This window comes from Campylobacter sp. LMG 17559 (assembly GCF_024723605.1).
Taxonomy (GTDB): Bacteria; Campylobacterota; Campylobacteria; order Campylobacterales; family Campylobacteraceae; genus Campylobacter_D.
The window spans coordinates 88,166-102,680 of the sequence record NZ_JANQCZ010000002.1 but is presented as its reverse complement, the minus strand read 5'-3'; the positions used below and the strand labels follow the sequence as shown (position 1 = coordinate 102,680).

General features: G+C 29.9%; 16 protein-coding genes. All 16 read left to right on the top strand.

What is annotated here, in order from left to right; genetic code table 11:
- Positions 1-8 precede the first annotated feature (8 nt).
- The 16 genes from CAMP5082_RS01575 to CAMP5082_RS01500 all read left to right on the top strand — a co-directional run bounded on the left by CAMP5082_RS01575 (position 9) and on the right by CAMP5082_RS01500 (position 14,463).
- Positions 9-1,259, top strand: coding sequence for an adenylosuccinate synthase (locus CAMP5082_RS01575; RefSeq protein ID WP_257914006.1), 1,251 nt, complete (start codon positions 9-11; stop codon positions 1,257-1,259).
- Entirely contained in the window at positions 1,256-1,675 is a 420-nt protein-coding gene (locus CAMP5082_RS01570) for a flagellar FliJ family protein (protein ID WP_257914005.1), read from the top strand. Before CAMP5082_RS01575 ends, CAMP5082_RS01570 begins: the two co-directional genes overlap by 4 nt.
- On the top strand, positions 1,675-2,190 hold the full coding sequence (locus tag CAMP5082_RS01565) for a MotE family protein (protein WP_115645129.1): 516 nt from the start codon (positions 1,675-1,677) through the stop codon (positions 2,188-2,190). Before CAMP5082_RS01570 ends, CAMP5082_RS01565 begins: the two co-directional genes overlap by 1 nt.
- Positions 2,191-2,251: 61 nt before the next feature.
- Entirely contained in the window at positions 2,252-2,803 is a 552-nt protein-coding gene (locus CAMP5082_RS01560; protein WP_039617626.1) for a DUF507 family protein, read from the top strand.
- A complete protein-coding gene (gene carA, locus CAMP5082_RS01555) occupies positions 2,800-3,918 on the top strand; it encodes a glutamine-hydrolyzing carbamoyl-phosphate synthase small subunit (protein WP_337205717.1) in 1,119 nt (372 codons plus the stop codon). Before CAMP5082_RS01560 ends, carA begins: the two co-directional genes overlap by 4 nt.
- Positions 3,915-4,577: a sulfite exporter TauE/SafE family protein gene (locus CAMP5082_RS01550; RefSeq protein ID WP_337205716.1), complete on the top strand. Its 663-nt coding sequence runs from the start codon at positions 3,915-3,917 to the stop codon at positions 4,575-4,577. The genes carA and CAMP5082_RS01550 overlap by 4 nt, the downstream gene beginning before the upstream one ends.
- A 123-nt stretch (positions 4,578-4,700) precedes the next feature.
- The gene (ccoN, locus tag CAMP5082_RS01545; protein ID WP_263663810.1) at positions 4,701-6,167 is read left to right on the top strand and encodes a cytochrome-c oxidase, cbb3-type subunit I; all 1,467 of its coding nucleotides are present in this window, start codon (positions 4,701-4,703) and stop codon (positions 6,165-6,167) included.
- Positions 6,168-6,178: 11 nt separating this feature from the next.
- The gene (ccoO, locus tag CAMP5082_RS01540; RefSeq protein WP_149062087.1) at positions 6,179-6,844 is read left to right on the top strand and encodes a cytochrome-c oxidase, cbb3-type subunit II; all 666 of its coding nucleotides are present in this window, start codon (positions 6,179-6,181) and stop codon (positions 6,842-6,844) included.
- Positions 6,845-6,852: 8 nt separating this feature from the next.
- Positions 6,853-7,056 carry a cytochrome c oxidase, cbb3-type, CcoQ subunit gene (locus CAMP5082_RS01535; RefSeq protein ID WP_039617636.1) on the top strand — a complete coding sequence of 68 codons (204 nt, stop codon included), beginning with the start codon at positions 6,853-6,855 and terminating at the stop codon, positions 7,054-7,056.
- On the top strand, positions 7,056-7,934 hold the full coding sequence (ccoP, locus tag CAMP5082_RS01530) for a cytochrome-c oxidase, cbb3-type subunit III (protein WP_039628013.1): 879 nt from the start codon (positions 7,056-7,058) through the stop codon (positions 7,932-7,934). Before CAMP5082_RS01535 ends, ccoP begins: the two co-directional genes overlap by 1 nt.
- A complete protein-coding gene (locus CAMP5082_RS01525) occupies positions 7,934-8,146 on the top strand; it encodes a DUF4006 family protein (protein WP_039617641.1) in 213 nt (70 codons plus the stop codon). Before ccoP ends, CAMP5082_RS01525 begins: the two co-directional genes overlap by 1 nt.
- Positions 8,147-8,148: 2 nt before the next feature.
- A complete protein-coding gene (locus CAMP5082_RS01520) occupies positions 8,149-8,250 on the top strand; it encodes a hypothetical protein (protein ID WP_087685197.1) in 102 nt (33 codons plus the stop codon).
- Positions 8,247-8,822: a hypothetical protein gene (locus CAMP5082_RS01515; RefSeq protein WP_257906101.1), complete on the top strand. Its 576-nt coding sequence runs from the start codon at positions 8,247-8,249 to the stop codon at positions 8,820-8,822. The genes CAMP5082_RS01520 and CAMP5082_RS01515 overlap by 4 nt, the downstream gene beginning before the upstream one ends.
- Entirely contained in the window at positions 8,823-9,335 is a 513-nt protein-coding gene (locus tag CAMP5082_RS01510; RefSeq protein ID WP_337205715.1) for a FixH family protein, read from the top strand.
- Positions 9,335-11,722 (top strand): PD-(D/E)XK nuclease family protein, encoded by a 2,388-nt coding sequence (locus CAMP5082_RS01505; protein ID WP_337205714.1) that lies wholly within the window; start codon positions 9,335-9,337, stop codon positions 11,720-11,722. Before CAMP5082_RS01510 ends, CAMP5082_RS01505 begins: the two co-directional genes overlap by 1 nt.
- The gene (locus CAMP5082_RS01500; RefSeq protein WP_337205713.1) at positions 11,719-14,463 is read left to right on the top strand and encodes a RecB-like helicase; all 2,745 of its coding nucleotides are present in this window, start codon (positions 11,719-11,721) and stop codon (positions 14,461-14,463) included. The genes CAMP5082_RS01505 and CAMP5082_RS01500 overlap by 4 nt, the downstream gene beginning before the upstream one ends.
- Positions 14,464-14,515: the final 52 nt, after the last annotated feature.

The following is a 14,515-nucleotide window of genomic DNA, read 5'->3' as shown; positions in this document are numbered from 1 at the left end:
GAGTTTTTATGAGTAAAGCAGATATTGTCGTTGGTATCCAATGGGGTGATGAGGGTAAAGGTAAGATAGTTGATAAACTATGCGAAAATTATGATTATGTTTGCAGGAGTGCAGGTGGACATAATGCAGGTCACACTATATGGGTTGATGGTATAAGATATGCTTTACATTTAATGCCATCAGGTGTTTTAAATAAGCAATGTATTAATGTTATAGGAAATGGGGTTGTAGTTAATCCTGATGTATTAATTAGTGAAATGGCTCAATTTGAAAATTTAGAAGGAAGATTATTTATAAGTGATAGGGCTCATTTAAATTTAAACCACCATGCTTTGATTGATCAAGCAAGAGAAAGACTTAAAGGCGATAAAGCTATAGGTACAACAGGCAAAGGTATAGGACCAAGTTATGAAGATAAAATAAGTCGTAATGGACATAGAGTAGGGGAGTTGCTAGAGCCTGAAAAACTTTGTGAAAATTTAATGAAAGATTTTGAACTTAAAAAAACTTATTTTGATGCTTTAGGTATCGCAATGCCTAGTTATGATGAAATCTTAAAAGATTTAAAACGCTTTAAAGAAGTATTGGCGCCATATATTACAGATACTACAAGAATGCTTTGGAAAGCTTTAGATGAGGATAAAAAAGTATTATTAGAAGGCGCGCAAGGATCAATGCTTGATATTGACCATGGAACTTATCCTTATGTTACTAGTTCAACAACTATCTCAGCTGGAGCTTTAAGTGGTTTGGGGTTAAATCCAAAAGAAATTGGAAAAGTTATAGGTATAGTAAAAGCTTATACAACAAGAGTGGGAAATGGAGCTTTTCCAAGTGAAGATTTAGGCGAAGATGGTGAAAAAATAGGGCTTATTGGTAAAGAAATCGGTGTAAGTACAGGTAGAAAAAGAAGATGTGGTTGGTTTGATGCGATTGCGGTAAGATATACCGCAAGGTTAAATGGCTTAGATACTTTATCATTAATGAAACTTGATGTATTAGATGGTTTTGAAAGTGTTAAAATTTGTAAAGCTTATGAGTATAAGGGACAAGAAATAGATTATGTACCTTGTGATTTAGAAAATGCTAAACCTATTTATGAAGTAATGGAGGGTTGGGACAAAGTTGCAGGGATTAGGGATTATGATTTGTTACCTGAAAATGCCAAAAAATACATTAAACGTTTAGAAGAATTAAGTGGTGTTAAAGTGGGCTATATCTCTACAAGCCCTGAAAGAGAAGATACTATCATTTTATGAAAAGCAAATATTCTTCTGTGATTAAGCTTAGAAAACAACAGCTTGATAAAGCGGAAGCAAATTTAACCAAAACAAGACAAAAGCTTTTGCAGTGTGAAGAAGAGCTTAAAGAAGCCTCAAAAACTTGCGAAAGCTTAGCTTTGGCCGAAAAGGGTTCGATAGCTTTGTTAAGATCGTCTTTAAAAATGCAAGAAATCGCAAGAGAGGGCAAGCAAAGAGTTAAACAAAAATTAGATTTAACCAAAAAAGAATTAGCGCACCATCAGCATTTATATAAAAAAGCTCATTTGGAATTTGAAAAAATCAAAGTTTTAGAAAATGAAGAATTAAAAAAGATTCAAAAGGCTTTACAAAAAGAAGAGGAAAAATTTATAGACGAGCTTGCTATAACAAGGCATTTTAATAAGGATAAATAATGAAAAAAATAATATTTTTATTAATTTTTTTAAATTTTGTAAATGCACAGCAAAATTGTGAACAATATTTTGAAGCAAGAAAAGAGCAAATGCAAGAACAAATTAGAGAATATGATGAGGCAAGGCAAAGTTTAGAGGCATATAGAGCTTCTTTTGAAGCTTTACAAAAAGAAAAAATGCAAGCACTGGTGCAAAAAGAAGCTGATGTTAATGCAAGTTTAGAACAAATTAAAAGCCTAAAAGAACAAAATGAGCGTATATTAGAAGCGACTAGGCAAAATCTTCAAGCGATTAATGATAAAACTATGGGGCGTATTACAGAAATCTATGCAAAAATGAAAGATGTGGCTGTTGCAGGTATATTAAGTGAAATGGAACCTGATGAAGCTTCAAAAATTCTACTTTCATTAGATCCTAGAAAAATTTCATCTATTATGGCAAAAATGGAACCTAAAAAAGCTTCGGATTTAACACTACTTTTGAAAAATTTAGATCAAAATGCAAGTTCGCAGTAAGTTTTAAGCAGTTTTTACCTTTTTTTTAGTATTATTTCAATAAAAATAAAAAGGTGAATAAATGCGTATCAAACCAGCTCACATACCTTATATAGCAAATAAAATAATACTTGATTTAATGCACTCTTCTTTTGTAAAAATTAAAGATGATAGTCAAAAGCTTTTAAAAATAGCAAAAGAAATTATAGAAATAGATGTTTTAAATGAACGTAAGCTTGATGAAAAGGCAAAAGAGCTTTTAGAAAGTCAAGAAGATGAAATTGAGTTTATGCAAATAGATAGAAAAAGTATGTTTTGGATGATTAAGAAAAAATTGGCAAATGAGTTTAAATTTATGCTTGATAGTGAAGATAGATACAATAACCTTTCTCACAAAATTTTAGAAAATTTAGTAGAAGAGGATTTGATAAACTATAATGTATCAGAAAATCGTGTGAAAAATCTCATTTTCTCAAGTATTATGTCTTATTTAAAAGAGTATGAAAATTTAGAAGATTTGGTTTATGAAAAAATTTCAAATTATAAAAGAAAGCTTATCCCAGGTTCTGAAGAATATGAATTGGTGTTTGAAAAGCTTTACCAAGAAGAGCTTAGAAAAAAGGGACTTTTATGAAAGCATATATTTATGTAGAAAATGATGTTTTTTTAAGTGCAAAGGCTTTTGGAGAAAGTGGAACTTTTTTTGGTGAGCTTGTTTTTAATACTTCTTTAACGGGCTATCAAGAGATTATTTCTGATCCTTCATATGCGGGTCAATTTGTGGTTTTTTCAATGCCAGAAATTGGTATAGTTGGCGTTAATGATGAAGATAATGAAAGCAAAGAAGTTTTTGCTAGCGGTATGATCATAAGGGAATTAAATGAAGATTATTCTAATTTTAGAGCCAATGATTCTTTGAGTGCTTATTTGAAAAACCATGGCAAAATAGGACTTTGCGAAATTGATACTAGATTTTTAGTTAAAATGATTAGAGATCAAGGAAATTTAAGAGCTGTAATATCTACTGAAATTAAAGACAAAGAAGAGCTTAAGAAAATGCTTCTTTCTAGTGCTAAAATTGATGAGGTAAATTATGTAGCACAAGTTAGCACTAAAAGCTCTTATAAGCATAATAAAGGTGCTTGGGATCATAGCAACAAAACTTATGAGAATGTAAAAGCAAATGGTAAAAAAGTAGCTGTGATTGATTATGGTGTAAAAGAAAATATTTTAAATGAACTTGTGAGTGTAGGACTTGAAGTAGAGGTTTTTCCTTATAATACCAAGGCAAAAGATTTGATTGATTTATACCAAAAAGGTGTAATTCATGGGGTATTTTTATCCAATGGACCAGGTGAGCCAAAAATTTTAAAAGATGAAATTGCAGAGATTAAAAAATTAGCAGAAGCAAAAATTCCTATGCTAGGTATTTGTTTAGGACACCAGCTTTTAAGTAATGCATTTGGTTATGAAACTTATAAGATGAAATTTGGTCAACATGGAGCAAATCATCCAGTAATTAATCTTATAAATAATACAGTAGAAATCACAGCGCAAAATCACAACTATAATGTTCCTGAAGAAATAGCAGAGGTTGCAATAATTACTCATAGAAATTTATTTGGTGATAATGTAGAGGGTGTAAAATACAAAAATTATCCTATCATTTCAGTGCAACATCACCCAGAAAGTTCCTCAGGACCACATGAGAGCAAATACATCTTTAAAGAATTTTTAGAGCTTTTGTGAATTTAGATTTTATTGCTTTAGCGAGTATAGCTTTTCTTTCTAGCTTTGGACATTGTTATGGAATGTGCGGAGGTTTTATTTTAGCTTATACTCAGCTTTCAAAGCAGATCAAACTCCCTTTTTCTCTTTTGATTTTCTCTTATCATTTATCTAGAATTTTTGCCTATGTCTGTTTGGGCATATTTTTTGGATTTTTTGGAAATTTATTTTCTTTTAGCGAATTTGCAAAAGGTATAATGCTTTTTATTATCGGGATTTTTATGGTGGTTTTAGCTTTTGCTTTAATTTTTAAAGGAAAATTATTAGCTTTTTTTGAAAGCTCTTTAATTTTTGACTGTGTCATTAAAAAAAACATTTCAAGATTAATTCAAAATAAGTCTTTAAAAAGTACTATTTTTTTAGGCTTTTTAAATGGTTTTGTACCTTGTGGCTTGGTGTATTTTTATATAGCTTTTGGAATGAGTGTACAAAATGTATACTTGTCAGCGTTAATTATGCTTGTTTTTGGACTTTCAACACTGCCTGCTTTGGTATTTTTTGCTTATTTTTCTAAAACACTGAGTGAAAAATTTCAAAAAACAGCTAGTTTGATTTCTTATATTTTAATATTTTTTTATGGCTTGTATTTTTCTTATATAGGTTTTTCTTTAACTCGATAAATTTTATTATTTACTTATAATTCTTAATAGATGATTAATCATTGTGATTTTAAGCTAAAAAAGATGATAATTATCATATAATATAGCGATTGCATATTGCAGAAAAAAACTTAAGGAGAGGAAATGCACCCAGGAAATGCATTAAACTATGACTATACGGTTGCTAAATATTTTATGTTTGCTACCTTATTGTTTGGTGTTATTGGTATGGCTATTGGAACGCTTATTGCCTTTCAAATGGCTTATCCGGATTTAAACTATTTAGCTGGTGAGTATGGCACTTTTTCAAGACTTAGACCATTGCACACTTCAGGTGTAATTTTTGGTTTTATGCTCTCAGGAATTTGGGCTACTTGGTATTATATTGGTCAGCGTGTGCTAAAAGTTAGTATGGCAGAATCAAGCTTTTTAATGTTTGTTGGTAAACTACATTTTTGGCTTTATATGATCACTATGATTATAGCTGTTATTACTTTGTTTGCAGGTATTAGTACTTCAAAAGAATACGCAGAGCTTGAATGGCCACTTGATATATTGGTAGTTTTAGTTTGGGTTTTATGGGGTGTAAGTATTTTTGGGCTTATTGGAATTCGCCGTGAAAAAACTTTATACGTTTCACTTTGGTATTATATAGCTACCTTCTTAGGTATAGCAATGCTTTATTTGTTTAATAATATGGCAGTTCCAACTTATTTTGTAAGTGGAATGGGCGATTGGTGGCATAGTGTTTCTATGTATGCAGGAACTAATGATGCATTAGTTCAATGGTGGTATGGACATAATGCTGTTGCATTTGTATTTACTGTTGGTATTATTGCTCAAATTTATTATTTCTTACCAAAAGAAAGTGGTCAGCCAATTTTCTCATATAAGTTATCTTTATTTGCGTTTTGGGGCTTAATGTTTGTTTATCTATGGGCGGGTGGACACCACTTGATTTATTCTACTGTGCCTGATTGGATGCAAACTATGGGTTCAGTTTTTTCAATTGTACTTATTTTACCTTCTTGGGGTTCAGCAATTAATATCTTACTTACTATGAAAGGTGAGTGGAGTCAATTAAGAGAAAGTCCGTTGATTAAATTTATGATTTTAGCTTCAACTTTCTATATGTTCTCAACTTTAGAAGGTCCTATTCTTTCTATTAAATCAGTTAATGCATTAGCACACTTTACAGATTGGATTCCAGGACATGTTCATGATGGTACTTTAGGTTGGGTTGGCTTTATGACTATGGCTGCACTTTATCATATGGTGCCTAGAATGTTTAAAAGAGAACTATATAGCAAATCATTAATGGAAGCTCAATTTTGGATTCAAACTACAGGTATAGTATTGTACTTTAGTTCTATGTGGATAGCAGGTATTACTCAAGGTATGATGTGGAGAGCTACTGATGAGTATGGTAACTTACTTTATACTTTTATTGATACTGTTGAAGCTATTGTTCCTTATTATTGGATTAGAGCTGTGGGTGGCTTGTTATACTTAGTAGGATTTTTCATGTTTGTTTATAATATTTATAAATCAATTTCAGTGGGTAGAGTGCTTGATAAAGAGCCAAAAAGTGCTTCACCTATGGCAGCATAAGGAGGAAAAATATGTTTAGTTGGTTAGAAAAAAATCCATTCTTTTTTGCTGTGGCAGTATTTATAGTGATTGCATATGCAGGTATTGTAGAAGTTTTACCTGATTTTGCTCAGAATGCAAGACCAATTGAAGGTAAAAAACCTTATACAGTTTTACAACTTGCAGGACGTCATGCTTATATTAAAGAAAGTTGTAATGCATGTCATTCACAACTTATTCGTCCTTTTAAATCAGAAACAGATCGTTATGGTATGTACTCAGTTAGTGGTGAATATGCTTATGATAGACCATTTTTATGGGGTTCAAAAAGAACAGGACCTGATTTATTGCGTATAGGTAATTTTAGAACAACAGATTGGCATGAAAATCACATGTGGGATCCAGTTTCAGTTGTCCCTGGTTCTATTATGCCAGCTTATAAACATATGTTTAGCAATAATGCAAATATAGAAACAGCTTATGCAGAAGCACTAACTGTAAAAAAAGTTTTCAATGTGCCTTATGATACTGAAAATGGTACAAAACTAGGTACTTGGGAAGAGGCTCAAGCAGAAGTTAAAGCAGAAGCTCAAGCTATAGTAGATCAAATGAAAAATCAAGATGTTAAAGATGCGTTTGCTAGAGGTGAAATTAGAGAGATTGTAGCTTTGATTGCGTATCTTAACAGCTTAAAATAGGAAAAACTATGGATTTAGAACTAATAAGAGAGCTACAAGCTTATGGTTTTTTTGCTCTTGTAGTATTTTTAGTGGTAGTTTTGTATTCTTATTGGTTTCATTTGTATAGATCTGAAAAAACAGGTAGAAGAAACTATGAAAAATACGCTGATTTGGCATTGCATGATGAAATCAGCGATCGTGTTTTAGAGCAAAATAAAAGGAGTGCTTAATGCAATGGTTGAATTTACAAGATAATGTTAATTTATTATCTTTTATCGGAGCAATTCTTATCATACTAATTACGCTTGTTGTGGTAGGAAAATTGTTTAAAAGTATGAAAGAAGAAAAAAGCCAAGGCGAACTAAGTGAGCATAGTTGGGATGGTATAGGCGAGTTTAAAAATCCTATACCACTTGGCTGGGCTGTTGTATTTTTCTTGGCTATAGTGTGGTGTATATGGTATTTTCTTTGGGGATATCCTTTAAATAGCTATTCTCAAATTGGTGAGTATAACAAAGAAGTGCAAGCACATAATGAGAAATTTGCGCAGAAATTTGCAAATTTAAGTGCACAAGATAAACAAGAAATGGGTAAAAATATTTTCTTGGTTCAATGTTCTTCTTGTCATGGAATTACCGGTGATGGTATTAATGGAAAAGCACAAAATCTTAATATTTGGGGCTCAGAAGAAGGACTTATAGAAGTAATTACTAAAGGTTCTAAAGGTATGAATTATCCTATGGGCGAGATGTTAAGCGCAGCGGATAATGGTATAGATGAAGCTGATATTCCTGCAATTGCAGCTTATGTTGCTTCTGAAATTTCAGCGATTAAAAAAACTGAAAATCCTCAACTTATAGCAAAAGGAAAAGAACTTTTTGTAACTTGTACAGTATGTCATGGTGAAGATGGAAAAGGAACTATTGATGGTCAGTTAGTAGCTCCAGATTTAACAAAATATGGCAGTGCTGAATTTGTAGTAGATGTTTTAAATCGTGGTAAAGCAGGAAGTATAGGGGTAATGCCTCATTTTAACAATGGGTTGTTAAATGAGCTTCAAAAAGAAGCAGTTAGTGAATATGTGATTTCTCTTTCAAGGGGTGAATAATGGAAAATTCAAATAGATGTGTATTTTCACTTTCAGGCGTTAGTGGAATGTTAATAGCAACTGTTTTATTGTTATCGATTTTAGCTGGACTTACTGTTTGGGGTCTTAAAACTCAGCAAGATGTTATGCAAAAACCTTATAAAATAGAAAATGCAGAGCAAATTAAAATGTTTGACTCTAAAAGAGAAGAACATATCATCATAAAGGAATGATTATGGCAAAAGTTCTTGAATACTTAATCATAGCTGGCTTAGTTGTAGCAGCAGGAATTACTGCTTGGTCGGTTTTAACTGTAAATCATCTTTTTATAGGATGAAAAATATATTTAAAGGCGGTTTTTTAACCGCCATCTTTATTTGTTTTACTAATTTCTTGCATGCTGAAATATTATTAAATGATAACATCTTAAACACTGCAATAGAACAAAACATCACTTTAAGTTCGAAACAAATTCATGAGTTAACTGGTGTGAATATTGCTTTAGCCTTAAGTGATAAGAAAGATTTTGAAAGTTTAAAAAGCTATGAAGCTAATTTGAGTAAACCATATATTTTACTTGTTTTTTCTAAAGCTTCGCATAAGGTAGATATACTTGCAAGTGATGATGCTATGAAGTATTTTGATAAAGAAGGTGTTTTAAGTCCTTATCCTGAAAAAGGAACGATTTTACCTATACTTGCAAATCCTAAACAAAAAGATATTTACAACGCTGCTATTTTAAATGGTTATGCAGATATTGCTGATCAAGTGGCAAATCATTTTAATATAAAACCTTTTTATGGAAACTCAAACCGTGATACTTTAAATATCATGAGAATTTTAATTTATGGTTTTTTATGTGTTGCAATTTTAATGCTAGTTCAAAGAAAAATCAAAAGGAGAAGATAAATGCAAAATAAGAAAACATTTTGGCCTTATGGTATTTTGATTTCTTTGGGGCTTATTGTTACAGCTTGTATTGTTACGATTTTTATTGCAAGCAAAGCCCCTGTGTATGAAGATAATTTTTATTTTGATTCTTATCAAAATGTTGAGTTAAATTATAATGAAATTCAAAACAGACAAAAGACTTTTGATGAAAATTTTAAGCTAAGCATTAAAGATAAAGAAAGCTTTGTGCATAAGAAAAATAAAGTTTATTATATCAATGAAGGGCAAAATGAACTGAGAATTGCTATTGAAAATTTAAAAGATTATGACTTAAGTAAGCTTCAAATTCAAACTTTACTTTCACGCCCACATACAAATGAAAATGATGAAAATTTACAAGCAAGATTAGAAGGAAGTGATTTGGTATTTGATTTCAATATCAAAGAAAAAGGTGTTTGGCAAATACTTTTAAAAATCACTCAAGATGAAAATAGTGTAGGATTTTTTAAATTCTTTTTACAAACTAAATAATGAAACTTTTTGTATTTAGCTCACTAAGAGCTTTAAGAAAGTATTATGAGAAAAAACTACAGAATGATAGTTTAGTAGAACCGGCTATGGGTATAGCTGAATTTATGCAAAAATTAGTTTTTTCTCCACATTTTCAAGCAACTCATTATGAATGCTTGCTTTTGATGAAAAAGGCTTGCGAGCAAACTAAAAATTTAGAGCAAAGTTTAAAAATACCGAGTAATTTTTTTGCTTTCTTAAAGAATAATGCTTATTTATTTAGTTTCTTTAAAGAGCTTAGTTTAGAAAAAAAAGATATCAACTCGCTAAAATTTCATGATGCTTATGCTCAGTATGATGAGCATTTGCAAATTTTAGAAGAGCTTTTTAAAAATTATCTTGCTTTATTAAAAGAGCAAAATCTATATGATGATATTTCTTTGCCACTAGATTATGAAATTAATAATGATTTTTTAAAAAATTATGATGAGATTATTTTTGATTTTCAAGGTTTTTTAAATGCTTTTGAAGTAGAGCTTTTGTTAAAAGTTAAGGAAATACTTCCTCTTAAAGTACAGTTTAATTGCACTAAATTTAATAAAGATTTTTTAAATACTCTTAGCTTTTTACAAGGACTTTCTCTTAAAGAAAATCATGCTTATTTGTTTGATGTAAATCAAAAAACAATTTTAAAAGAAGAGTGCTTTTTTAAAGAAAGTAAGATTAGTTATAAAAGTTTTCACTTAAGATCTTTACAAGCTGCTTTTGTTTTTGAAAAAATTAATTCTTTTTTAAAAGCGGGTATTTGTGCAAAAGATATTGTAGTGATTACTCCCGATGAGAATTTTGTAGATATTTTAAGACTTTATGATAAAAACAATGTTTTAAACTATGCAAGTGGAGAGAGTATTAAAAACACACTTTTTTATCATAGACTAAAGTCTTTGTATGAAAGTGCTAAAGATGATGAGTTTGAGTATGAAGAAAATGAAGATTTTTATGAAAGGTGTAATTTAAATAAACATTTGTGCAATTTACATTTTTTTTCTTCTAACGTTGATTTTGCAGAGTTTAAAAAGCTTTTTGATGAAAATATTTCTTATGATTTTTTTGAGAATTTTATTTTTAATTTGCTAGAAGATAGTGAAGAGGAATTAAAAAATTGTATACATCAAGAGCTTATTTTTATCAAAGAGCTTATAAAAACACACAAGTTAAGCTTTGTGCAAATTTTAGAATTATTTTTTATGCAAATTGATGGTATAAAATTAAGCAGTGTTGGTGGTGGTGAAGTTACTGTAATGGGACTTTTAGAAAGTAGGGGACTTAGATATGATGGGGTAATTATAGTTGATTTTAATGATGAGTTTATTCCAAAAAGAGTTTCAAGCGAGTTATTTTTAAATAATGAAATTCGTAAAAAAGCAGGACTTATCACTCATGCTCAAAGAGAAAATTTACAAAGACATTATTATAATACTTTAATAGCCAAGGCAAAATTAGTTGGAATTTCTTATGTGGAAAATGAAGAAAAAATCAAATCAAGATTTTTAAATGAACTTGAACTTCCACTTTATGAAGATAAAACTTATAGTAATAATGCTTATGTGAAATATTTTCAAACTTATCCTTGTACTTTTAATCTTGAACCTATTGTAAGTATTAAAGCAAAACACGATTATTTTCAAAGCGATCTTTCTTTTTCAAGATTTCATCTTCTTGTGCATTATGGTTTGGATTATTATTATAAGTATGTTTTAAAATTAAAAGAGCCAAAGACTTTAGATGATACACTTAGAGCAAATGAGTTGGGGAGTTTTATCCATAAGGCTTTAGAGCTTTATTATACACAAAAATCTAAAAATCATTTTGATTATGAAGTTTTTATGCAAGTGGTAAAAAGCATTAAGCAATACCGAGTTGATGTACTAAATTTAGCTTTAATACAAACTATATTTAAAGAATTTCAAACACTTGAAAATGAGCATTTTAAGCAAGGTTATGTGGTAGAAAAATGCGAATTTAATCCACCAAGAAAAGAATTTATTGCAGAAAATGGAGTGAAAATTCACGTCATAGGCTTTTTAGATAGAGTAGATAATAATGGCAATGAAAGATTGATTATAGATTATAAAAGTGGCAAGGCTGATGAAAAGTCTTATCAACTTGCTTTTTATAAGTTTTTATTAGAAAGTCAAAATGCCTTATTAAATACAAAAGCTTGTTTTTATGATCTAAAAAATATCAAAATCATACATGAAAATGCTAAAAGTAAGAGCGTACAAGAACTGAAAGATTTACTTAATGAGCTTGCTAAAGAACCTTTGGAAAAAGAATTTTTTAATCAAAAAAACGACAATACTTACAGCCCTTATACCATGCTTTATAAAAAGGAGTTTAAACTTTGAGTTATCATTTTGAGCCTTTTTTAGCTTTAGAAGCTAGTGCAGGAAGTGGAAAAACTTTTGCATTAAGTGTGCGTTTTGTAGCTTTGGTTTTAATGGGAGCTAAGATTAATGAAATTTTAGCCCTTACTTTTACTAATAAAGCTACAAGTGAAATGAAAGAAAGAGTTTTTAAAACCTTTTTAGAATTTGATGTGCTTGAAAATGGAGAGAATAAAGCAGAGTGTAATGAGCTTATGAAAATGCTAGGTAAAAGCAAGGATGAGCTTATAGCTTTAAGAGAAAAATACAAAGATGAGTTTTTAAGATCTAAGCTTAATATCTACACTTTTGACAGCTTTTTTTCACAAATCATTCGTTCTTTTGCTTTAAATTTAGGTCTTATGGGTGATTTTGACATTATAGAAAGTCAAGATAGTTATAAAAATTTCATTTCTAAATTAGACGAAGAAGAATTAAGAGCTTTAGCTTATTATATTGTCCAAACAAAAAGTAAAAGTGATTTTTTGCAAAATCTTGAAAGCTTGTATGAAAGATCTTGTGAGATAAAATCTATACAAAATGCACATTTTCCAAATAAAACTTTTTTAGAAAAAAGCTTAAGTGAGTTTATAACTTATGCAAGAAATTTAAGCACAGATAAAAACTATCAAAAAAATTTCGAATTTGAAAACATAGAAGATTTCTTTACTAAACCTATTATTTGTGATTTAGATAAAAAATATTTTATAAAAGTCATTGATAGTGAATTTTTACAAAAAAGAGCGGAGTTTTTACAAAGCGCAAAAGAGTATTTTACTCAAATGGAAAATTATCGCATTAGTATGCTTGCAAAGCTTTTGAAGCATTTTAAAGAAGCAAGAAATGAAAATAATGCCAAGCAAAATGCATTAACTTTTTCAGATATAGCTTTAAAAACTCATGAGTTAATTAGTGATGAAACTAATAAAGATTTGATTTATTTTAGGCTTGATGGTTATATTTCGCATTTATTAATCGATGAATTTCAAGATACTAATGTTTTGCAGTATCAAATTTTAAAACCCATCATTGCTGAGCTTGTTTCAGGCGAGGGAGTGAAAAAAAATAGAAGCTTTTTTTATGTGGGGGATAAAAAGCAAAGCATATATGGTTTTAGAGGGGGTAAAAAAGAGCTTTTTGATAAGCTTTTAAAAGACTTTCCACAAATTAAATTAGAGCATTTAGATACTAATTATCGTAGTAAAAAGATCATTGTTGATTATGTAAATGAAGTCTTTAAAGATAAATTTTTTGATAGCTTTTTAAATCCTAGCTTTACTTTGCAAAAAAGCATTAAAGAAGGTGGATATGTGGAAGTTTTGCAAAATCATATCCCGCCAAAAAGTTCTTTGCATGAAGCAAGTGGCAAAGAAGTTTTAAAGATCATCCAAAAGCTTTTAGAAAAAGGCGTAAAGCTCAGTGAAATTTGCATTTTGGTATGGATTAACAAAGACGCTACTTTAATGAAAGAATTTCTTGAAGAAAATGACATTAAAGCTTATACGCAAAGCAATGTAGCTTTGATGGATTGTATTAGTGTAAGAGTGCTTTTTGAGTATGCAAAGGCTTGTGTGCTTAAAGATGAGTTTAGTTTGTACTTTGCAAGTAGTATTTTAGAAAAAGAACTTGAGTTTGCAACGCTTGATTTAAACCGTAGTGTAGGTGAGATTTTAAAATACTTGGTACATGTTTTAAAACTTGACTTAAGTGATGTGAATCTCATCGCATATTTAGAGTATGCAAGTGCTTTTGATAATTTCTTTGATTTTTTATTTGCTCCATGTGAGCTAAAGTCTTTGCAAGCTCAAGATGATGGAGTAAGTATTATGACCGTGCATAAATCTAAGGGGCTTGAATTTGAAAATTTAATCGTACTTGATAGACTTAGTAAAAAAGCTCCGGATAATGAAACTTTAATGTTTGAGTATGATTTAGAGCAGGGTTGGGAAGTAAAATACCGACACAGTGCTAGAAAATATCTTGAAGATCAAAATTACAATGCCTTTTTAGCTAAAAGAGAAAAACTTCAAGCAGAAGATGAGATAAATTGTCTATATGTAGCCCTTACTAGAGCTAAAAATTCTCTTTTTATCATAAAAAATGATGAGAGTTTCAAAACCTTTAAGAGCTATTTTCAAGACTATAAAGAAAAACAAATAGGCATTATAGAAGAACAGCTTGTTAAAACAAAAGAGCCTTTAGAAAATTTAGAGCAAATAGAAAGCTTTGAAGAATTTCAAAAAGTAAATTTGCAAGAAGTTAAAGTAAAAAGTCATCTTTCAAGCGCACAAATACATTTTGGTTTGGCTTTGCATGAGTATTTGCAATATTTTGATTTTAATACCAAGAGTAATTTTGAATTTTGCAAGCAAATGGTGTATAAAAAATATCGTTTTTACTTAGATGATGAAGGTTTTAATGAGCTTTTTAAAAGACTTACTATGCTTTTAAAAGATGAGAGCTTTAACGCACTTTTGGTGGGTAAAAAGCTACTAAAAGAGCAAATCATCACTTATAAAGGTGAGCAAAAACAACTTGATATGCTTGCATTTGATGATAATGAAGCTATCATTATAGACTATAAAACGGGTTTAAATTTAAACGAGCATAAAAAGCAAGTTTTACTTTACAAAGAAGCTATAGAAAAAATCTTGGCCAAGACTTCTACTAAGGCTTTTTTGATATATGTTTTAAAGGATAAAGTGGAGATAGTGGAGGTTTAACATTGTATTAAAAATAAATTTTGTTATTTGTATTGTTTTATTTGTGAAATTT